The sequence below is a fragment of the Paenibacillus sp. FSL R5-0887 genome (assembly GCF_038002305.1).
Taxonomy (GTDB): domain Bacteria; phylum Bacillota; class Bacilli; order Paenibacillales; family Paenibacillaceae; genus Paenibacillus_AQ; species Paenibacillus_AQ odorifer.
The window spans coordinates 1,065,973-1,087,387 of sequence record NZ_JBBOCE010000001.1 but is presented as its reverse complement, the minus strand read 5'-3'; the positions used below and the strand labels follow the sequence as shown (position 1 = coordinate 1,087,387).

The following is a 21,415-nucleotide window of genomic DNA, read 5'->3' as shown; positions in this document are numbered from 1 at the left end:
CATCGTTATCTGAGTATTGCTGGGGTTAGATTGATCGCTTGCTCTTGAGCCTTCAGACATAGCTCGGCAGCTTTGAACACATGGGTCTGTGTCATCGCCAGCTCTGTCCGATTCAGACAGTCAAGGATTAGCTCACCAAAGAAAGGAAAACCAACCTTTCCTGCTACATGCTCATAATGTTCCCCTTCCCCATTGACCCAGTACACATGATCCGGTGTATTTGAACGACTTATATCAGTATATTTACGCAGTTCAATGTATCCTTCAGTCCCCATAATCATCGTGCGCCCGTCTCCCCAAGTGCCCAGCCCATCAGGGGTAAACCAATCCACGCGAAAATATTGTGTTGCCCCATTGTCCCCTACAAGAGTAGCATCACCAAAATCCTCTAATTCGGGATAAGTCGGATGATTGTAATTGGCCACTTTACTATGAATAACCGAAGCATCCTGACAATCTGCATAATACAAAAATTGTTCTATTTGATGACTGCCTATGTCACATAGAATCCCACCATATTTCTCCCTTTGGAAAAACCATTCCGGCCGGTTAGGAGCATTTAGACGATGTGGCCCTAATCCAATGACTTGCAGGACACGGCCAATAGCGCCTTGTTGAATCAGCTGCCCCGCATAGATAGCGCTTTCAACGTGAAGGCGTTCACTATAGTAGACCATATATTTCTTATTGGTTGCAGCTGCCATTGCTCTAGCGGATTCAAGCTGTTCCAGGGTCGTAAAGGGGGCTTTATCCGTAAAATAGTCCTTACCATGAGCCATTACTCTATTGCCTAAAGGTCCTCGTTCAGATGGAATTGCGGCCGCTGCAATTAATTGTACTTCGGGATCTTCCAGAACTTCTTCCATTGATCCGGCAGCTTTGACACCGGGATATTTACTAATAAAATTTCTGACCTTTTCCTCGTCCGGATCATATACCCATTTCAGCTCTGCCCCTGCCTCAACCAGTCCGTTACACATCCCGTAAATATGACCGTGATCTAGGGCAATAGCGGCAATGATGAATTCCCCCGCCTTCACTACGGGTTTGGATTCATACGTTGGTGCATAGGTCATCCCATTTTTTCGATTCATAGAAACCCTCCTTCTATTAGTATTACTCCATTCTATAAGGTATTAAGAAGATACCGCAGACTGATCTCCAAGCTTTCAAAAGGATCACGGCGGCAAACATCCTGCTCCACTACGAACCATTCAACACCCGTTTCGCGACAGACATTGATAATTTCTTTATAGTCCATATTCCCTTCACCGATTTCAGCAAAGATCTGTTTTCTATTAACAATCGCCATATCTTTTAAATGCACTACCTGCATTCGACCTGCAACTTTGCGTATCCATTCGGCTGGACTCCCTCCGCCCGCTTGAACCCAATATAAATCCAGCTCAAAACCAACGGCAGGATCAGACTCAGTGAGCAGAAATCCCATGCCAGTCAATCCATCAAACCGTTCAAATTCAAAATCGTGATTATGATAAACAAATTGCAGATCATGTTGTTCTTTTAGTGTAACTGCAATGCCCGACATCAGCTTGGCGAATTCACGGTAACCTTCTTGCCCCGTACGGAATTTTTCCGGTAAACTTCCTAGTCCAATATTTTTGCAGTTCCACAGCTTATGTTCAGCGGCTAAAGCATCTAAATCGTTCACTAGCCGATCCCAAGACACATGGGTTGCACATATTGCCAGTCCTGCTTCATCTGCATACTCTTTTACGAGCTTCGGATCGATTGGCCCGATGCCTGAAATCTGAATAGCTTCATAACCCATAGCAGAGACCTTTTGAAAAGTGGATCTTAAATCCTCCGCAGTTTTAGTAAAATCACGTAATGTGTACATTTGAGCAGCAATGGTTGAACGATTCATAGGATCTTTCCTCTCTGATTAAAATTTAATGAGTTCCCTTAACATCAAAGGTTTGGGCGGCTGTGGTTTCTTTGTTGAAGTTAGAATTCTCCACCTTTTCCATGAGCTTCTCATAAAATAAATCTTCATCAATCGGTAACTCCACCCAATCGTCGGTCCAAGCCGATAAATACATCCCATTAGATAGCGTTAGACCGTGAATGCCTTCCTCACCCGGAGCTAACAATTTCTCATCGTGTAGAATGGCATTCGTAAAGTTCCGCAAAATTCCTTTATGCTGTTCCCCGCCACCCTCTTCTACAGGAATCTCACATTTCCAACATTCTGGACTGCCGAATCCTCCCGTAAACTCTGCATTGAATTGCGGCTCCGGCGTGCGTAGACGCCAAAAGGTTAATTTCCCGTCTTCCACTACGATTTTTCCATGATCACCAGTAATTTCGAAACGGTTAGTTCCCGGTGCTTCACCTGTTGTGGTGATAAAAAGCCCTGTCGCACCATTTTCATATTCCACATAAGCGGTTACATCGTCTTCAACCTCAATATTGCGGTATTTACCAAAATGACAAAACGCTCTGATCCGCTTAGGCATCATACCTGTCGTCCACTGCCATAAATCTAGTTGATGAGGATCTTGATTCAGCAACACCCCACCACCTTCGCCTGCCCATGTAGCCCGCCAACCACCGGAGTTATAGTAACTTTGTGATCTGTACCAGTTGGTGATAATCCAATTTGTGCGGCGGATTTCGCCTAGTTCACCAGACTGAATGAGATCCCTAAGCTTTTGATACAAAGGATTCGTCCGCTGGTTATACATGATTCCGAATTTGCGATCAGACTTTGCTGCAGCTTCGTTCATCTGCTTAACAGCTTTGGTATAGACCCCAGCCGGTTTCTCAACCAATACATGATAGCCATATTGAAAAGCCTCGATAGCTAAAGTTGGATGATCATAATGTGGAGTACAGATTAATACTGCATCTATGAGATGAGACTCATATAACTCTTGGGGTGTTGCAAATTTCTGTACACTTTCCGGTAAATGCTCTTCTGCCCATTTCAAACGTTCTTCCCTTACATCACATACAGCTGCAAGCTCAGCATCTTTAATATGATTCAACAGACTTTGTGCATGTGCACTCCCCATATTCCCAATTCCAATAATGCCATACCGTACTTTATTCAATCAGATCACTTCCCTATTTGAGGTTATGTTATGAGAATATACTTAATTAATAGACATGAACATGAGCGAAACTAAGCATTATTTGCACAATAATAAGATGATTTAGTTAAATTAATTCGTTATAATAAGGATAATCAAGTCATAGAGGAGCTAGATGATGAATAATCCAGGTAACCTTACCGGCAGATTCCTCCAGAATCTTACCGTAAAAGTGACCCATGCCCAACTTAGAAGCGGATATAGCGGGTGGAATCGTACGTTGGAAACTCCAACCTTTAATCGGCTGTATTTTATTGACCGCGGTGAGGGAAAAGTTATCATTAACGGTGTTACTTATTATCCGAGAGCAGGTCAGCTAATGATCATGCCCGCAGGAAGCACTCAAACTACAGAGACGTCAATGAATGATCCCTATACACGCTATTTCTGCCATTTTGATGCTGATATTGGGGAGTGGCCCTTATTCCATTCGGCAAACAAACTGTTTATCTGTGATGCGCCCAACCCAGATTCCGTACGGGTTATTTTCACAGAAATGATCGAACAGTTTCAAAAAGATGATGTATTGTCCATTCTGCGTACTCAGGCCAACGTCCTCAATCTAATTGCTACTTGTCTTGAATCGAACGAGAATATCAAAACAGACTTTATGCAAGAATTTATACATACGGGGGATCAAGGAAAGCTCGCCTATGTGCTTCAATATATTGATGAGCGGCTGGATAAACCCATAGAAATAGAAGAGTTAGCAGAAATTGTCCACTTACATCCGAACTATTTCATCCCCTACTTCAAGAAATTTATAGGGGTTCCCCCCATGCATTATGTACAATTGAAAAGAATGGAGCATGCTAAAAGACAGCTTTCTTATAGCAATTTCAGCATTTCAGATATCGCGGAGCAAGTCAGTATGGAATTAGCCCATTTCTCTAAATATTTCAAAAAGACAATAGGAATCTCCCCTTCTGCCTATCGTAACAGCACTAAGTAAATTTATTAGGGAATGTCTTAATCTATGTGATGAACTATAATAAAAAGGCTCTAACCTACAATTTTGAGGTGGTGAACGATATTCTTATCAGAACAGCATCTATAAGCGACATTCAAGAGATAGCAAGACTCTCAAGCCAGCTTGGATATCCTTTGAATATCGAACAATTAGGAGAAAGACTACAAGAAATCGGAACACACAAAGATCATACTGTATATGTAGCTGAATCAGATCAACAATTGGTAGGATGGATACATGCGACCGTTCGAATCTTACTTGAATCTCCTTCATTTGTTGAAATCGGAGGTCTTGTTGTTGATCAGACTTGCCGCGGAGAAGGAATTGGCAGACAGCTTGTAGAAACCTGTGAACGATGGGCAATCCAAACAGGGTTTAGCAAAATTAGAGTACGTACCAATCAAACCAGAGAAGATGCTGTACAGTTCTATAATCATATAGGATTTTCGCAAAAAAAATCACAGCATGTACTTGATAAGGAACTTTAATCACACTCAGGACTTTTAGGGAGGTTCAATGGTTATGATAGAATTAACTTTGCATCCAGCATTAGAAGGAAAAATCGCTGTGATTACCGGAGGAGCCGGTGTATTATGCCGGGTTATGGCGCTAGAGTTAGGTCGGCAAGGAGCTAAAGTCGCGATTCTAAATCGCACCGCAGCTAAGGGAGATTTGGTTGCCGCTGAAATTACAGCCGCAGGCGGTCAAGCGATTTCACTCTCCTGTGATGTTACAGATCAACAGAGTGTTATGAAAGCCGCAGAAGCTGTTAAGAATCACTGGGGTCCTTGCGATCTATTAATTAACGGTGCTGGCGGAAATGATTCCTCAGCAAATACGACCCAAGAGATTTTCAAAAATGATGATCTGGAGAACCCGGACATATTTACTTTTTTTGACCTTAGTGTAGATGGATTTCGCAATGTGATGGACCTTAATCTGATTGGAACATTGATCCCAACCCAAGTTTTTGCCAAGCAGATGCTCGGCAGAACGGGCACATCTGTTATTAATATTTCATCCATGAGTGCACCTTCTCCAATGACCAAAGTACCTGCCTACAGCGCTGCCAAAGCAGGAATTAATAATCTCACCCAGTGGCTCTCCGTTCATTTCGCTGAGTCTGGTATACGTGTGAATGCCATTGCCCCTGGCTTTTTCCTTACTAAACAAAATGAGAAGCTGTTGGTTCGTGAAGATGGCGAGCTTACAGACCGTTCCCAAAAAATCATCTCTCATACTCCAATGCGCCGCTTTGGACAGCCGGAGGATCTGCTTGGCACACTACTCTGGTTAGCAGATGAAGCAATGTCAAGCTTTGTGACCGGAGTTACCGTCCCCGTTGACGGTGGATTCTTGGCTTATTCGGGAGTATAGACTAATCTAATGAGGGATTACAATGATTGTAGATCCATTACGCGTATTCGTTACTGTAGCTGAACTGAGTCATTTTTCCAAAGCAGGAGAAGCGCTGAATTTATCTCAACCCGGTGTCAGTCTGCATATCCGAAATCTTGAGAATGAGCTCGGTGCTAAACTCCTGCATCGTTCTTCTAAACAGGTTAGATTAACAGAAGCCGGCAGTATTCTTTATAAACACGCCAAACAAATATTGGCTCATTTCGATGAAGCAAGTCAGGAAATCCATATGCTTCAGGACGAAGTCACTGGGAGTATACATATCGGCGCTAGTTTTACTATAGGTGAATATATTTTGCCGGCAAGACTTGCTGATTTTGCCAATCAATATCCGCAGGTCAAGCTGCAAGTGACGATAGGTAATACTGAGGAGATTATTGGAGGCGTTAAATCCAACGAACTGGACATAGGGTTTATTGAAGGTGAGGTCCATGAGAATGATCTGAATGTCACTCCTTATATGAAAGACGAGATGATTATGGTCGCTCCTGCTACCCACCCTCTGTCAAAAGCGATTTCTGTGGAGCAGAGTATGTTGCAGGATCAGGTTTGGGTGCTTCGCGAACACGGCTCGGGTACACGAGCTTTCAGTGATCATTTCCTACAGGAGGAAGATATATCTGTTAAAAGATCCTATGTCTTCAACAGCTCTCAAGGTGTTAAAGAAGCTGTAGCCTCTGGCCTCGGAATCGCCATGCTCTCCAGATGGATTGTACGGAAGGAACTAGAAAGCGGTGAGATCAAAGAGCTGCCAATCAGACAACGTCATCTGGAAAGGCAATTCTCAATCATCCGACATCAAGAATGTTCTTCTTCCTTAGCTACCGATGTCTTTATAAAAAAGCTACTTGTCTTTAGAAAAGACAAGTAGCTTTTTTTCTTCCACACTATGAAATTATACTTGATGTTCAACCAAATGCCCGTCTTCCAGATGCAGAACGCGGTCACACCATTCGAGCATCCGTTCATCATGAGTGACCATTACCGCTGCTTTACCTTCACTCTTCACCTCATCAGCGATCATGCGTACAACTTCTCTTCCGCGTTTGAAGTCCAGACTGGCTGTCGGTTCATCTGCAAAAAGAATCGCTGGTTTATTCATCCATGCTCTAGCGATAGCTACACGCTGCTTCTCCCCACCGGAGAGCTGTTCCGGATAATGATTACGCCGTTTCCAGATATCCAGCCGCTTCATCAAATCAGCAGCCCGTTCCTTCGCTTCCTTAGCACTCATTTTCGCCTGCTTGGCTACAAAAAGGAGTTGCTCCTCCACCTTCAAATAAGGCAACAACTGAGCGCTTTGGAACATAAAACCTATCTTCTCTAAACGGAGCTCCGTCAGCTCACTTTTACTTTTATCTGTAAGTGATTCCCCATCTATAAAAATTTCACCACTAGTAGGTGTTAGAAGTGCACCAGCCGCTGAAAGGAATGTACTTTTCCCTGTTCCCGAAGGTCCAAGGACAGCAACGAATTCCCCTTCATTAACGATCAGATTCAAATTGTTCAGCACAGACACCGTTGTATCGCCATCACCGTAGTTTTTGGTTACTTGCTTCATGATTAGTTTTGCACTCATGCTCCAGCCCTCCCAATAGCTTCTAATGCATCTACTTTTGCCACTTTAGCGACAGAAATTAGTGATCCTAAAAGAGACATCCCAACGAATAAACAGCTGGTTAAAAGAATGGTGGAAGGCTCCAGTTGGAATGGCATCGAATCAGGCAAAACCTTATTCATCCCAAAGGTAAGCAGTAGGCTAATGCAAAGACTTGAAATAGCTAAAATCATAACCTGCCCTACCACACTCCAAGCCAAGTAAGACATTTTGGTACCCATCGCCTTCAGAATACCAAACTGGCTAGTTTTCTGAATCGTAATGACATAGAAGAATACTGCCAGAACAAACGCTGCGATCACAAACAGGAAAACAATCATCATTAGCAGAGAACCCTGCTCTGCCGAGTAGCCCGGAACATTGGATATAGCTACTTTTTGAGTAATGACCTCTACATCTTTTACATTCGTTGAAATCTTATTTACTTGATCAGCATTCGCATTCAGGGCAATCACATTAAACGGTACCGACGAAGAGGTTTCTTCTCCTTGGTTAACCCCCTGCTTCATAGCTTGCCAATCCTGATTGTTGATATAAACTACTGGGGTATGGCTGTAAGAGCTATCCTCAACAAAACCTGCGACAGTAAATTCCATCCCGGTTGCCTGATCACGAATGATACTGCCAAGTTTGATTCCTGACTGTTCCAGGTCACGATCAACAAGGACTTTACCGTTTGTCTCATTCGTAATCTTGTCACCTTCAACTACTTTAGGAGCTAATAACCCATTCATATCTACTGCAAAAAAAGTAATATCTGCTTTTACGTCTGCCTCGTTAGCAGTGACAGTGCTCATCTGCATTGCAAGTGAAGATGCATTATTGTCTCCAACTACTGCACGTACATTCTGGAGCTCCGTATCTGTTAACTGAGAACGTCTAAAGGTCTGATCCGCATCACCTTGCACTACAAAATAATTCGCCGGCATGTTCTCTACTGCAGAGATATTTGCATAAGCTAATCCTCTGGCTAGTCCCGTGACGAAAAGTACAAGAAAGGAAACCAATAACATGATAACCATAATTAATAGGTATCTGGCTTTAGAATGTCGCATTTCCCTTAAGGCTAAAAACATATTACCACTCCTTCTAATCTGTATAGTCACAGTTTAGAAGATGAAAATGAACGGAGTATGAATAATGAATTACAAAAGCGGAAGTGTAACTGTAAAGGTAGTCCCTTCACCCAAAGTACTGGTTACTTCAATGGTTCCGTTATGCGCTTCTACGATTTTTTGAGAAATCGCAAGTCCAAGTCCGCTGCTATGTGTTTCATGCGTACGTGCTCGATCTACTTTATAGAAACGATCAAAGATTAACGGCAACTCCTCAGCTGAAATGCCTTCACCCGTATCAGACACAGAAACAATACAGTTCTGTTCCACAAGCTTCGCGGAAATCATAATGGAACCCTCAGCAGGTGTGTATTTTATGGCGTTGGAGAGCAGGTTCATCCATACCTGGAACAATAGATTTGGATCACCTAGAACGCTGATGTCTGCAAGATTCAAACGCACGGCCAGTTGTTTCTCTGTTAATCTCCATTCCATGATTTGTACGACCTGTCTTAGTTGTGCACGTAAGTCTGTCGACTTTTTCTGTATGGAATTAGGATCATAATCAAGCGAAGACAAGGTAAGCAGCTGTTTGCTTAGCAATGAAAGACGATGGCTTTCTTGGTCAATGATATTGAGATACTGTAACCGTTCATCCTCAGGTAAGGTTGAATCTTGTAACGCTTGGGCAAATCCCTGAATAGATGTTAATGGCGACTCAATTTCATGTGATACATTAGCGACAAATTCCTGACGTGCCCGATTTGTTCGTTCCAGCTCCCGGCTCATAATCATAAAATGGGAAGCTAACTGACCAATCTCATCACGCCGCCACGTATTCAATTTGATATCGTATCTGCCTTTTGAGATCCGTTTAGTGGCCGTCGTCAAACGTGTAATAGGTCTAACTACATGCAGTACGCTAATCATTACAAAGCCTAAGCTAAACAACACGGTGAACCCAATGATCACAGCAAAAAAGACGCGCAGCTCACCGAATTGTACTTCAGCATCCGGACGCATAAACAAAGCATACGTCTCATTGTTTACTTTTACAGGAACACCAATTGAATTACGCAGTTGATTATCAAAAAATCCGGTAATAAATGCACTGTCCGGGAAATCCGCAACCCCATGATAAATTTGCCCATTCAGAACCTTCTCTAGTTGCTGCTCATCCAAATCTTCTTTTCTAAAGGGCTTCCCGTAGAATCTTGATTCCCCTTCAGCATCTGTTAAATAGATTTTATAACCCAGCTTGGCTATACTCCGCAAATAATCCTCCATTGTCTCCGGATGTGATTCTGCGAATTGTTGAACCTCGATAGCCATTCCGGTAAGTTTGGCATCGTTCTGAGATTTAATCTGGGCTTGATAGTAAATATTAGACACCAAAAATCCAAGAAGGCTACTCACCACAATTACTGAACAGAAGACAATACACATCCGGACATACAAGGATCTCATACGTTAACCATCTCCAATTTATAGCCAATGCCTCGAACGGTTCGGATCACAAAATCTTCCTGATAATCTACAAAGCGCTGACGCAAACGTTTGATATGTACATCGACTGTTCGCTCATCCCCTTCATAATCCATGCCCCATACCAGTTCAATTAACTCACTTCGTGTATATAACCTGCCTGGATATTGTGCGAGTTGAGCCAGAAGCTCAAACTCTTTTACCGGTAGCAGCAGAACCTCATCACCATCGGTTATTTCATAATTTTTGCGGTCAATAACTAGAGAATTTAATCGAATCCGATCATCTGAAGCAATGGAATAGCGGCGAAATAACGCTTTGATCCGAAATAGCAACTCTTCAGGCTCAAAAGGTTTCGTTAGATAATCATCCGTCCCCCGCAAATAACCTTGCTCTTTATCACTCAGCTGCTGACGTGCTGTCAATAAAATGATCGGAATATCATACGTTTCTCTAATATGCTGACATAGCTCTAACCCATCTACATGTGGCATCATTACATCTACGACCGCTAAATCCGCAATACTGTCCTGCAATTTATGTATCGCATCTCGGCCATCACTGGCCTCCATCACCTGATATCCTTCCCTTGTTAGTACATGTTTTAATAATGTTCGAATATTCACATCGTCATCTGCTACTAAAATCTTCTTCATCATTTACACTCCCTGAATAATGGATGAACTCATAGTAACAACTTTATAACGATAGAACAACTAAAGTCAGATCAAACAAAAGGCTTAATACTCTCTCTAAGTGTGGTAACCGGCCGCTCCATCAGTCTCTCCAGATCTTTTGATGTAGAAGCAGTATCTATCTTCGCTAGAAACGAATAAATCCAATGCTGAATACTTGAATCCTGGCGAAACGTAATTTTTTTCCCTGATAACTCTGATAATACATCAACTAATTCGTTGAAGTCCCAAACGTTTGGTGCAGCTAGTTCGTAGACTTGGTTCATATGTCCATTCGTTGTAAGAACCTTTGCCGTAGCTAAAGCGAGGTCCTCACGAGTGACTGAATTAAACTGCCAGTTCCCTGGATAAGTGGGTAGCTCACCGCTTTCCATCGCTTCCTTCAACCCAAGCACACCCACAAAATCTATATACAAAGCGTTACGTAGAAACGTATAATCTATCCCTGATTCAAGAATCATCTGCTCAGTTAGTAAATGAACATGATAAGAAGGAATCGGACCTTTGGGTGGAAAGGCAAATCCAGTATAAAGCAGATGCTTCACATTGGCCTTTTTTGCTGCATGAATGACCTGAGCATGCTGATATAATCTGATCTTATCATCGGTATGAGAGCTGGAGATTAAAAGTAACGTTGTGACCCCAGTAAAAGCTTCAATCAGCGTATCTAACTGGTCATAATCGCCAAAACGGACTTCGAACCCTTTTTCTAAAAAATTAACAGCTTTCTCTGGCTGACGAACACAAGCAATAACTTGACTAGCCGGAACGTACTTCTCAAGCTTCTCCATAATTAAGCTGCCTAATTGACCTGTGGCTCCTGTAACCATAATCGACATACATAACACCCTTTCTGTTATTCGAATGTACTCAGTTTTTGTAATAAAAAGATAAGTTGATGAAGCTCCTGATCATTCAGATTCTTCATTCTCTCTGCGACAGCCTGACGATTCTCTGGAAGATGCTCCAGAAGTAATTGCTGGCCTTCAGTCGTAATCGAAATGACGCTTTTTCTGCCATCCTTGGTATCATTCGAACGGGTTATTAATCCATCTCGCTCCAATGGTGTTAACAGCATGCTTATATTAGCTTTGGTAACTCCAATAATGTGAGCCAATGTAGAAGGCAGAATCGCACCTCCCTGTTTAGAGATCTCCACCAAGATACGAATTCTTGCTCCGTTCAATCCTTTCGACTGCCAATATTTCTCAGAAATAGAAACTAAATTTGCAGTAGCTTCAACTAATGTAAAAAATGCTTTGGTATGCAATGGCTGATTCAGCACAAACTGTTGTAAATGATCCATTTTCTATAATTCAGCTCCAATATAGTTAAGTCCTTAACTATTTTTAACATACTACACTCCCCATGAGTTGTCAAAAAAAGAAGCTGCCTCACCTAGCAGAATAAATCTGCTGATGAAACAGCCTCTAAATAAACTCACTTTAGATTAACACCGTTTTTGTGGAAACAGGCTCTTCACTGTATTTTTTAGAACCCTCCAGCATAACCTCCAGCTTAATGATCTCCGACCGGCTAGCTAAACGAATTGGGGGTCCCCATGTTCCATAACCTGACGACACGACTACATGCAAATTGTCCTTACGAAGATATCCCCAGTCCAGCTCGAACAAACGTTTAGTGATCCAGTGATTAGGAGCAATCTGTCCTCGGTGTGTATGACCCGAGAGTAGAACGTCTACCCCAGCTTGAGCGGCTACGTCGAAGCCGGTAGGCTGATGATCCATCATAATCACAGGACGTGTAAGATCAAGTCCTTCGAGCAAGGAGCTTACACTTTGTCTGCCACCGGCTTCCATCGCCTCGGCTGTCTTATCTTTTCGGCCTACAATATAGGTTCCTGCGACTTCTTCAACCTCATCTTGCAGGACCTTGATCCCAATACTACTCATCAAATCGGTATATTCCTTAATTGATCCACCATAATATTCGTGATTGCCCAGTACTGCGTAGACACCATAACGAGCTTTTAACTGTTTAATCTGTTCACTCATACTATTGCGGATAAAAGGTTCAATGCTGTCATCCAAGACATCTCCAGCCAGCAAAATCACATCGGGTTGCATCGCGTTCATTTGTGCCACCATTTTTTTGAGATGACGATTGCCCACGATATTCCCTAAGTGCAGGTCTGAAGCAACCGCGATCGTTAATGGCGTGCTGGTGCCAATAGATTTATCAATAGGAATGGAATGTGTGCGGATCACGGTACTCCAGGCGTTGATTGAACCCCAGACCAGAAAGACTGCCAGTAATATCAGAATTGTCCCGCCCGCTTCTGCGATGTAATAGGTACGATCGATTCCCGACCATCCCAGTATCACATATAATAGGTCTGCCAAAGGTAACGTAATGATAGCAAATTCCATACACGCTAAATAATACGATCCAATCACTTTAAAGAATCTGGCGATCGGTTTAACCGATTTTGGCCATGGAATCATTCCAATGACATACGCAAAAGCGATGAGCATAAATAATGTCCAGAATACTGCTGACGAAACACCAGAAAACCATTCATGAATAAGTAACCAGCCGTGATAGCCAATGTAGAAATTAACAAGACCCAGAATGAGCAGCATAGCAAATCCTGAAGCTAACATTCGTAATGTTTTCATCGTTTCTCTCCCCTTTACCTAACTACTTCTCTACTTCTTATCTCAAATCATAACACAAACCGTTAACCCAGTATAAACTGCAATGCGGTGTTCGGAAAACATCGGAACTAAAAAAAGAAAATGCCCATAGGCATCTTCTTTGGAGGTTTATCTTATATCGCTTTATCACGTGTGGCCATACATTGACCAATCAGCTTATCGCATTTATTGATGTGATTTATCAGCCAGTCTGTTAACGTTCGATTAAGCTTGATGGTTGAGAGTACGGATACTCCCTTTGTTTTGACCGTTTCTTCCAATTCGAGAACTGCCTTCACGAAATCAGCATGCGTCTGACGATGTTCAGCTAGTTCAGGGAAGTTGATCTCCTCCATCAGCTGCTCTTCATTACTGAAATGTTCAATCGTGTATTCTTTTAAGAATTTCAGTGTTTCCTCAATCTTTTCTTTCCCTTGCTGATTACTGCATGCTTCAAAGAATTCGTTCAATTTCGCTAACAACTGTCTGTGCTGGCAGTCAATTTTTTCTACACCGATATCATATGAATCTTTCCAAGCGATCATGAAATCACCATTCCGTTTCTTGAAAATTACATTTTAATTTTATTTTCCACCTTTCTCCACAAAAGAACTATTAACAACATCACAGGTGCTTATATTCAACCATTAGCTGTACATATGGCACCTATTGATAAATCTCTACTTCATCACGGGTTCGATATGTACAAGTACATTGGAAACTTGGTGCCGGTCTTTTAACTGTTCTTCAATTTCTTCCGTAATATCATGACTCTGCACTACACTTAGCTGAGAATCCACTAGCACAGTTGTGTCTACTAATACGTTATTCCCATGGATACGGGCTTTGATATCTTTTATGGATTGTACACCATCAATTTCTGCTACAGTTTCTTTCATATGTTCAAGCTCTTCCGCATCAAATCCGTCCGTCAGATCATGCGTAGCTTTGCTAAAGATATCCCATGCCGTCTTACAGATGATTAGTCCGACAATGATGGCTGTAAGCGGGTCAAGCCAAGGAACGCCCAAGGAGGAAGCCACAATTCCGATAAAAGCGCCCACGCTAACTATAGCATCTGATCGATTATCCAGTGCTACTGCCCGCATTGCGTTACTGTTAATGGCACGGGCCAGCCTAATATTATACATATAGACAGCCATCATAACTACAGCACAGCCCACTGCCGTCCACGCTGCTATGAGATCAGGACTTTCCAGTGCTGGTTGAATAAATTTGTTCACAGCTTGGTACAAAACTTGAAGCCCTACCGCAATCATAATGAATGAAGCAATTAATGAAGCCACGGTCTCCGCTCTAAAATGCCCGTAGCTGTGGTTCGAATCCGGCGGTCTTCTGGAAATCTTCAGGCCAATTAGTACCGCGATAGAAGCAATAATATCTGTACTGTTATTCAATCCATCTGCAAGCAACGCTTGAGATCCTGAGACCGTACCTATGAACAGCTTGATAGCTGATAAAAAGATATAAGCAACGATGCTTAGCCAAGCTCCTTTTTCGCCTTGTTTAATGTCGTTATAAGTTTCCAAAAAAAGAACCCCCAAAGAATAGTATTGTTCTATACTACACTTTGAGAATCGGGTGGGTCTAGAGAAACAGTGTTGCTACGGGGCGCAATAGTTCCCTCTGTCAAATAGAGTTGCAAGGTCGTAACTGTTTTGCAGGACGCAACATAGTTTGCCCCCGTTCAACTTTGCTTCCATTCTTCTGGAATAGTAACTTTTTGCTATTTTTATTGTCTAATTATAGTAATGACTAATTCAAAGGAGCGTGGAGTGATGATTCAGTCTTTGCCGAAGAAAATTGTTACATGTTTAGCTATAGGGAGTATTTTAATTCCAATAACAAACAGTGGATCAATATCAGTCATTTCTGCAGAAAAAGCAATTGTAAGCCTAAGTAACACTTATTACAGTGAAGTCACAGCCCCGATCCTAAAACCTGTTTGGTCAGCACAACTCGCCATTTTAAAAAAAGACAGAATCACCGGACAGGACATTACAGCACTCGCGGAAAACGGGAAGATCTTTGCATTGCAGCGCAATGAAAAATTAACCGCAATGAATGCGGCAACAGGCAAAAAAATATGGGAGTTCGGAAGTGGATTAGCGCCGCTATTCACGTACAGCAATGGATTTATCTACGGTCTGACCCAAAGCGGCTCCCTATATGCCGTTAATGAGGCAGGTAAAAAAGCATGGTCGGCTTCCATAACACTCCCCAAAGCTACAAATATACAGCGTTTAGGATCTACTATTTATGTTACTCAAGAGGAACAATTAGCAGCAGTTGACGCAGTAACCGGAAAGATCAAATGGAAGGCTGTAGAGAAAAGCAATAACTTTACAGGCTTATCAGAGGTCATGGAATCAGATGGGGTCGTTATTCGCAGCTATCTGTCTCAAGGGGCCTTAACAACTGCTGGACTCGCCGCTTATGACAGTCTGACAGGAAAAAAACTATGGGACCAGACCCGGCAGTGGATGCCGTTAGCAGTGAAGGATGGGCTCCTCTACTCTATCACGAATACATTTATGATGGATGATGACCCGGTAAATCGAAAAGTCAAAGTATCCGTGTTCAACATAAAGACAGGTGAATTAAAAGGAGAACGTTTATATAAATGGACAGATACCGAGAATAAAGATGGTGTGTACAGTTATAATGGGATGAATGGAAACGCGTTTTTGGATGGAAAGGACTTTTATATCTTTCAGGGCAGTAAATTTGTGAAATATGATTTCTGGAATTATTCTGCAGAGGGTAAACCGGTGCAAACCTGGGCCTCGATGGTTAAAGAAAAAGACTCTCCATTGAACCAAGTTTATCAACAAAGAATGTTATTTCAAAATCAAGATAAAGGTACTTTATCCGCACTTAAGCTAGGAACCGGCCAGCTTGTCGACCTCAATATTGGAGAGAATCCAGTGGTACAGACGGATCTGTTCGGAAACGTGGTTTATAGTGGACAATCTGATGGCCTATTTCACGCTTATGACATGTTAACTCTAAAGCCTATTTTCACTGTGAACACAGGCTCTCGTAACTTTGCCCCTTCCCTTAAAACTGGAGGGATGCTGATGATTCGGACGGATAATAAGCTGCTCGCGATTAAACTTCCTACCTCTATAAAATAAAAAAGCCTGATTTCTCAGGCTGTTGGGCTTCAATAACTTATTCAGCCGGAGCTGTAAAAGTACGTGCAGCAAACTCGGCATCCAGCATGTAGAAGGCGTTGCTATCTTTTTCAATTCGTTTCAGTTTACTGATGATGTTGCTAAAGAGTGCTTCTTCTTCTACTTGCTCGTCTATAAACCATTTCAAGAAATAAATCGTCGCATGTTCACGCTCATCCAGAGCAAGGTCAGCCAAATGATAGAACCGTTTAGTGTTCTGCTGTTCATGCGCGAAGGCATGTTCAAAAGCATCTAACATCGAGTTATATTCGTTCTTCGGCTCTGGCAGTGCTTCTAGCGTAGCACGGTTATCCCGGTCGTTAAGGAATTTATAAATCTTCATGGCATGGAACCGTTCTTCTTCGGCTTGAATTAGAAAAAAGTTTGCAAATCCATCCAGACTTTCGCCGGAACAATAAGCAGCCATCGCTAGATAAACATGAGCGGAATAAAACTCGAAATTCATCTGTTCATTAAGTGCTTGTACTAATCCATCTTTCATTGGACCGTCACCTCATTATTCAAATTTAATATGTAAATATTTAAGTTTATCTTATCACCGTGCTTCTAAGTCAGCAAGGATTCCTCTCCCAATATCTAATTTAGCTAACGAAAGGACGACTATTCAGATGATTAGATTCACCCGTCACAGCCTAAAGCCTAAGATTTCCGGTACACTCTTCATTATTGCAGCTATGGTGTCACTGTTCCTCATTGCTGGCTGTTCTAATAGCAGCAGTAATTCACAGTCCGAAGCTACCGATTCACCGACCTCCCAATCCACACCTGCACCAACCACCAGCTTGGCTCCCACCCCCTCAGCAGTCAGCGATCCAATTGCTCTTCAGGTTGCTGAGATGACTTTGGAAGAAAAAATCGGACAAATGCTCCTAGTTGGAATTGATGGAACTGTCCTTGATGAGCAAGCTAAAAAGATGATTACCGAAGACAAAATAGGTGGAATCATCCTCTATAAGGACAATATTAAAAGCCTGAAAGGGATGATCAGTCTTATCAATTCTATGAAAAAGAGTAACACTGGCAACCCTGCCCCACTATTCATGAGTGTTGATCAGGAGGGTGGAAAAGTCAGCCGGATGCCTAAAGAATATGCTACATTCCCTTCTAACGGAACAGTGGGTGCAAGTAATGACGCTGCTGCTGCCGAGAAAATGGGAAAGCTGCTCGCAAGAGAAGTACGTTCAGCCGGATTTAATATGAACTTTGCTCCCGTTCTCGATATCAATAGCAATCCAGACAATCCAGTCATCGGAGACCGGTCGTTCGGCAATGCTGCTGGCCAAGTCATTCAACTAGGAATTGCCGAAATGAAGGGAATTGAGAGCGAAGGCGTCGTTCCTGTTGTCAAGCATTTCCCAGGACACGGAGATACTTCTGTCGACTCCCATCTGGATCTGCCGATTGTGAACAAAACAGCCGGTCAGCTAGCTGACTTAGAATGGCTCCCCTTCCAAGCAGCCATTAAAGAGGGGACGGACGCCGTAATGGTCGCTCATATTTTGTTTCCAAAATTAGATCCAGACAAACCTGCATCCTTATCGCGTACCATTATTGGTGAACAGCTTCGAGATGAAATGGGCTACCAAGGAATCGTAATTACAGACGATCTAACCATGGGAGCCATTATGAAGAACTACGATCTGACTACAGCAGCAGTAGATACTGTGAATGCAGGTAGTGATATTCTCCTTGTTGCTCACGGCTATGATAATGAAAAACGGGTCATGGACTCCCTCCTGCAAAACGTAAAAAACGGTAAGATTCAAGAAACACGGATTGATGAAAGCGTCTATCGGATCTTAGCCTTAAAAGCCAAATATAACCTTTCCGATGAGCAAATCCCGGTTCCTGATCTTACCGATCTTAATAAAGATATTAACGTTTGGCGTCAAACAATTGAGAAGTAAAACAAAGGGTTAGTCATTTTTACTGAAGAACAACAACATCTCCAACCTTCAACCCAGAGAGAACCTCTGTTTTGTCCGTTGTTTCCAGTCCCACTTCGATATCTTTTCGTTCATATTGCCCGTCCCCTTTATCCAGCATAACGTAGGAGAGGTCTCCTTCATGCATTACAGCTATGCTGGATACAACGGTGGCATTTTCTTTGCGAACTGTTTCAATTTCTCCGTTTAAGCTTAAGCCACCGATCAAATGCTCGTCAGGCTGCAGCGTGATAACCACTTCGAATTGAGGAACCGAACTGGCAGTAGCATTCTGCCCTGAAGCTGTCTTTGCAAATTTCGCTACCTTCGTAACTTCTCCAGATAACTTCAAATCTTTTATAGCTGTCATTTTTACGTCGACCTTCATGCCTGTCTTTATACGGAAGACGTCTTGTTCACCTACAAGAGCAATGAATTCTAGCTTGTTCATATCTACTATTTTTCCGATATATTGATTATCTGTCACTGTTTGCGGAATTTCGCTTGCACTGTCAAATAAGAAAATGCCGGTTGCCGGAGCATAATAAAGTGCTGTTTTGAGTTTGGCTTTTTTCTCTGTTAATTCGCGTGCTTGTATTTCGGCATTGACCTGATTAAGCTCGTCCCCTAGCCGTGTTGCTTCTTGGGCTGTGAGTGCTTTAATGCGTTCTGCTTCAGTCGCACCAAGGGCAGCATTCTCCTCGTCTTGCTGGCTCACAAATGCATTCAGCTCTGCTTCCAGCTTTGCTTTACGGATGGTCGCCTCTTGTGTAGCAATCTCATTCTTCAAGGCTTCCTGATCGAGAGTAAACAGTAAATCACCTTTTTTGACCTGTCCACCGTTCTCAACCTTCCACTTTGTCACCTTTGAAGCATATGGAGCATAAACAAGCGTTTCTTTCTCATAATTAGAATTACCTTTAACTTGTATGGAATTGGTAATGGTCTCCTGTGTGACCTCAAAAGTTATGGCTTGTGGGGGTTCAACAGGCTCTAACTGCGCTTCAGGCTTATACATCTTACTATATAGAAAATAACCTGCTGCAATTATAATCAGTACCAATACAATCCACTTGATTCTCCTCTTCATCACTTTGGCTTCCTTTCAACTTAAAAATAGCTAATCCCGTTTAATCGCCGTGAGTGCATTCGTTCTGGATGCACTGATCGCCGGATAAATACCCGATAATACCCCTGTCATTACCGCAAATGCGATCCCTACCGGAAGAGTCATCAGAGGAATATAAATCACCAAAGGCTCGCCTCCACCCATTCCTGAAGAGTTACCGATGAGCTTATTAATTCCTAATACAATCAAGTATGAAAAGGCTATGCCGAGCAATCCGCCCAACATCCCGAGCAATGCCGCTTCTGTAATGAACATATTGCGGATCTGGCCCATATTGGCGCCCAACACTTTCATAATACCGATCTGCCGTCGTCGTTGATGAGTGGACATAGTCATCGCAACGATAATGGAGATCGAAGCAATAATCAGAATAAATACACCTATACCGAGAGCTGCTTTCTTGACCATGCTGAAGGTATCAGCGAGTGCCTCTTTTTGATACAAATTCGTGCTTGTTGTTAGAGTAAGTTTCTGAATAAGCTTCTCTAGTTCCACGATATTCTCAGTGCTGTCTACCTTTACAATCGCTGAGTTATAGACACCCTTTTGCCCAGCGGTTCCACTCGATAGCTTCATTTGTTCTACAAGCCGCTCGCCAGTCTCTAGTGACACATAGATCTTCTTGTCGTACATAGCCATGTTCTCGTTCGTTCCACTCGGGTTGTCGAGGATTCCCACCACTTGAATCGGTGAGCTAACCAACATCCCTCCAGTTTGAGAGGCGGGATCAAAAGACTGTAATTGAACCTGTTGCTTGTACATATCTGTTGGAAGCATGCTTAAGCTGTTGTACTGTTCCATCAACTTATTGTTATATGGATCTGTACTCAGTTGTTCAAAAAGACGCTGCCGAGTTTCGTTATCAATCAGTCCAACGGTTGCACCATAGTTCAGTACAGCCATTCCTACCAAATCAGAAGCTCCGCCTTGTTTGAATTTCTTATCATATTTCGTTAACAAGCGTAGATCCGTTCCAATAAGCTGTACATCTGTTATTTTATTATCGATAGTCAACATCTGTATGTACCCTAGCTCTTGAAAGGGAGCTGCTGCAGTTACATGCCGCAAGCCTTTAATAATCTCCAGCTTTTGTGCTGTCAGCCTGCCGGGATCAAGCTTTTCATTGGCCGCAGACGATCCGCTGCCACCGTTGCCTCCTCCTTGGGAGGGTATACCTCCGTTGGGAGACACCGTAATTTCATCCATTTTGAAATTGCGGTTGATTTCCCGCTCCGTGTAGCTCTGTGCGGAGTCTCCTATACTTAATGCAACTATGATTGCAGCACATCCAATGGATATGCCAGCCATACAAAGACCTGTGACAACTTTCCGCCGTTTGACCTGTTCCCAAGCCAAGCGGGAAATATCACTAATCCTCAATGAGTATACCCCCTTCGAGTTCAGTATTCGAAGAAGTTTGGTTTTCAGTAATCATATATCCGTCCCGAAGCGTGAATATCCGCTGCATTTGCTCCGCGACTTTTAGCTCGTGAGTTACAACTATGAAGGTGGTCTTCATCTTCTTGTTCAGGTTAAGCAGGATATTGATAATTTCTTCTTCTGTCTTCGAATCTAGGTTTCCGGTTGGTTCATCTGCAAAGATAACAGATGGTTCCGTAATCAAGGAGCGTGCAATACTAACACGCTGCTGCTGTCCGCCAGACAGCTGGGAAGGGAACAAGTCGGCTTTATCAGGAATGCCGACTCCTTCCAACAATTCTAAAGCTTTTTGTTTACGTATAGAGGGTGCAACGGATTGAAAAACCAGCGGCAGCTCTACATTTTCACGGACTGTCATGCTAGTAATCAGCTCATAAGCTTGAAAGATAAACCCGATATTTTTTCTGCGAAATTCCGATAGCTTATTCTCACTCATCTTCACGATATCTTGATCGGCAATATAAATATGGCCTTCCGTAGGTTTCATTAGTCCTGCCATCAGATTGAGCATCGTTGACTTACCGGAACCCGAGCTCCCCAGCAGTGCTACCATCTCCCCCTCTTTCACAGAAAAGTCAATTTGATGAAGCACTGCTGTAGTTTCATTACCGTTTTTATAAGAATGCGTTACATTTTCCACTCGCAACATTGGAGCTGCTCCTCTTCGTACAATAATAGATATGAAATG

The 21,415-nt window shown here is 42.7% G+C and carries 22 protein-coding genes; 6 read left to right on the top strand and 16 right to left on the bottom strand.

What is annotated here, in order from left to right:
• Positions 1-5 precede the first annotated feature (5 nt).
• Genes MKY14_RS05060 through MKY14_RS05050 form a run of 3 tightly spaced genes read right to left on the bottom strand, consistent with a single transcriptional unit; the run spans position 6 to position 3,077 of the window.
• A complete protein-coding gene (locus MKY14_RS05060) occupies positions 6-1,094 on the bottom strand; it encodes a Gfo/Idh/MocA family protein (RefSeq protein WP_076278977.1) in 1,089 nt (362 codons plus the stop codon).
• A 32-nt stretch (positions 1,095-1,126) separates the two neighbouring features.
• The gene (locus MKY14_RS05055) at positions 1,127-1,888 is read right to left on the bottom strand and encodes a sugar phosphate isomerase/epimerase family protein (protein ID WP_076306762.1); all 762 of its coding nucleotides are present in this window, start codon (positions 1,886-1,888) and stop codon (positions 1,127-1,129) included.
• Positions 1,889-1,913: 25 nt separating this feature from the next.
• Positions 1,914-3,077 (bottom strand): Gfo/Idh/MocA family protein, encoded by a 1,164-nt coding sequence (locus tag MKY14_RS05050; RefSeq protein ID WP_076129340.1) that lies wholly within the window; start codon positions 3,075-3,077, stop codon positions 1,914-1,916.
• Between the two features lie 154 nt (positions 3,078-3,231).
• Between MKY14_RS05050 and MKY14_RS05045 the strand changes: the two genes are divergently transcribed.
• From MKY14_RS05045 to MKY14_RS05030, 4 genes are read left to right on the top strand one after another with little or no spacing between them, the layout of a single operon-like run.
• The gene (locus MKY14_RS05045) at positions 3,232-4,068 is read left to right on the top strand and encodes an AraC family transcriptional regulator (protein ID WP_305953559.1); all 837 of its coding nucleotides are present in this window, start codon (positions 3,232-3,234) and stop codon (positions 4,066-4,068) included.
• Positions 4,069-4,097: 29 nt separating this feature from the next.
• Complete coding sequence (locus MKY14_RS05040; protein ID WP_340012737.1) at positions 4,098-4,574, top strand: GNAT family N-acetyltransferase; 477 nt, start codon at positions 4,098-4,100, stop codon at positions 4,572-4,574.
• A gap of 34 nt (positions 4,575-4,608) precedes the next feature.
• Positions 4,609-5,463, top strand: coding sequence for an SDR family oxidoreductase (locus MKY14_RS05035; protein WP_076280711.1), 855 nt, complete (start codon positions 4,609-4,611; stop codon positions 5,461-5,463).
• A 22-nt stretch (positions 5,464-5,485) separates the two neighbouring features.
• On the top strand, positions 5,486-6,376 hold the full coding sequence (locus MKY14_RS05030) for a LysR family transcriptional regulator (RefSeq protein ID WP_340975909.1): 891 nt from the start codon (positions 5,486-5,488) through the stop codon (positions 6,374-6,376).
• Between the two features lie 24 nt (positions 6,377-6,400).
• Here the strand turns inward: MKY14_RS05030 and MKY14_RS05025 are convergent, their stop codons facing one another.
• The 9 genes from MKY14_RS05025 to MKY14_RS04985 all read right to left on the bottom strand — a co-directional run bounded on the left by MKY14_RS05025 (position 6,401) and on the right by MKY14_RS04985 (position 14,565).
• A complete protein-coding gene (locus MKY14_RS05025) occupies positions 6,401-7,084 on the bottom strand; it encodes an ABC transporter ATP-binding protein (protein WP_076129337.1) in 684 nt (227 codons plus the stop codon).
• Positions 7,081-8,199, bottom strand: a complete 1,119-nt coding sequence (locus tag MKY14_RS05020) for an ABC transporter permease (RefSeq protein WP_076275698.1) — start codon at positions 8,197-8,199, stop codon at positions 7,081-7,083. The genes MKY14_RS05025 and MKY14_RS05020 overlap by 4 nt, the downstream gene beginning before the upstream one ends.
• A 69-nt stretch (positions 8,200-8,268) precedes the next feature.
• The gene (locus MKY14_RS05015; protein WP_076194281.1) at positions 8,269-9,645 is read right to left on the bottom strand and encodes a sensor histidine kinase; all 1,377 of its coding nucleotides are present in this window, start codon (positions 9,643-9,645) and stop codon (positions 8,269-8,271) included.
• Positions 9,642-10,319, bottom strand: a complete 678-nt coding sequence (locus MKY14_RS05010) for a response regulator transcription factor (protein WP_076129334.1) — start codon at positions 10,317-10,319, stop codon at positions 9,642-9,644. The genes MKY14_RS05015 and MKY14_RS05010 overlap by 4 nt, the downstream gene beginning before the upstream one ends.
• Before the next feature lie 71 nt (positions 10,320-10,390).
• Positions 10,391-11,197 (bottom strand): NmrA family NAD(P)-binding protein, encoded by an 807-nt coding sequence (locus tag MKY14_RS05005; protein ID WP_076185932.1) that lies wholly within the window; start codon positions 11,195-11,197, stop codon positions 10,391-10,393.
• 17 nt (positions 11,198-11,214) lie between these two features.
• Positions 11,215-11,664 carry a MarR family winged helix-turn-helix transcriptional regulator gene (locus MKY14_RS05000; protein WP_076308563.1) on the bottom strand — a complete coding sequence of 150 codons (450 nt, stop codon included), beginning with the start codon at positions 11,662-11,664 and terminating at the stop codon, positions 11,215-11,217.
• A gap of 139 nt (positions 11,665-11,803) precedes the next feature.
• Entirely contained in the window at positions 11,804-12,997 is a 1,194-nt protein-coding gene (locus MKY14_RS04995; RefSeq protein ID WP_076301988.1) for a metallophosphoesterase, read from the bottom strand.
• 152 nt (positions 12,998-13,149) lie between these two features.
• Positions 13,150-13,560 carry a bacteriohemerythrin gene (locus MKY14_RS04990; RefSeq protein WP_051491008.1) on the bottom strand — a complete coding sequence of 137 codons (411 nt, stop codon included), beginning with the start codon at positions 13,558-13,560 and terminating at the stop codon, positions 13,150-13,152.
• A 135-nt stretch (positions 13,561-13,695) separates the two neighbouring features.
• On the bottom strand, positions 13,696-14,565 hold the full coding sequence (locus MKY14_RS04985) for a cation diffusion facilitator family transporter (RefSeq protein ID WP_076129330.1): 870 nt from the start codon (positions 14,563-14,565) through the stop codon (positions 13,696-13,698).
• 249 nt (positions 14,566-14,814) lie between these two features.
• On the opposite strand from MKY14_RS04985, the gene MKY14_RS04980 reads away from it, so the two are divergent.
• Positions 14,815-16,173, top strand: a complete 1,359-nt coding sequence (locus MKY14_RS04980) for an outer membrane protein assembly factor BamB family protein (RefSeq protein ID WP_340975908.1) — start codon at positions 14,815-14,817, stop codon at positions 16,171-16,173.
• Between the two features lie 37 nt (positions 16,174-16,210).
• Here MKY14_RS04980 and MKY14_RS04975 read toward each other — a convergent pair whose 3' ends face one another.
• Positions 16,211-16,714 (bottom strand): ferritin, encoded by a 504-nt coding sequence (locus tag MKY14_RS04975; RefSeq protein ID WP_076129328.1) that lies wholly within the window; start codon positions 16,712-16,714, stop codon positions 16,211-16,213.
• 127 nt (positions 16,715-16,841) lie between these two features.
• Here MKY14_RS04975 and nagZ point away from each other — a divergent pair, with 127 nt between their 5' ends.
• The gene (gene nagZ / locus MKY14_RS04970; RefSeq protein ID WP_076305059.1) at positions 16,842-18,140 is read left to right on the top strand and encodes a beta-N-acetylhexosaminidase; all 1,299 of its coding nucleotides are present in this window, start codon (positions 16,842-16,844) and stop codon (positions 18,138-18,140) included.
• 19 nt (positions 18,141-18,159) lie between these two features.
• On the opposite strand, the gene MKY14_RS04965 is transcribed toward nagZ, so the two are convergent.
• Genes MKY14_RS04965 through MKY14_RS04955 form a run of 3 tightly spaced genes read right to left on the bottom strand, consistent with a single transcriptional unit; the run spans position 18,160 to position 21,376 of the window.
• The gene (locus tag MKY14_RS04965; RefSeq protein WP_076129326.1) at positions 18,160-19,248 is read right to left on the bottom strand and encodes an efflux RND transporter periplasmic adaptor subunit; all 1,089 of its coding nucleotides are present in this window, start codon (positions 19,246-19,248) and stop codon (positions 18,160-18,162) included.
• A 30-nt stretch (positions 19,249-19,278) separates the two neighbouring features.
• Entirely contained in the window at positions 19,279-20,667 is a 1,389-nt protein-coding gene (locus MKY14_RS04960) for an ABC transporter permease (RefSeq protein ID WP_175619944.1), read from the bottom strand.
• The gene (locus MKY14_RS04955; RefSeq protein ID WP_076129325.1) at positions 20,657-21,376 is read right to left on the bottom strand and encodes an ABC transporter ATP-binding protein; all 720 of its coding nucleotides are present in this window, start codon (positions 21,374-21,376) and stop codon (positions 20,657-20,659) included. The genes MKY14_RS04960 and MKY14_RS04955 overlap by 11 nt, the downstream gene beginning before the upstream one ends.
• Between the last annotated feature and the right edge of the window lie 39 nt (positions 21,377-21,415).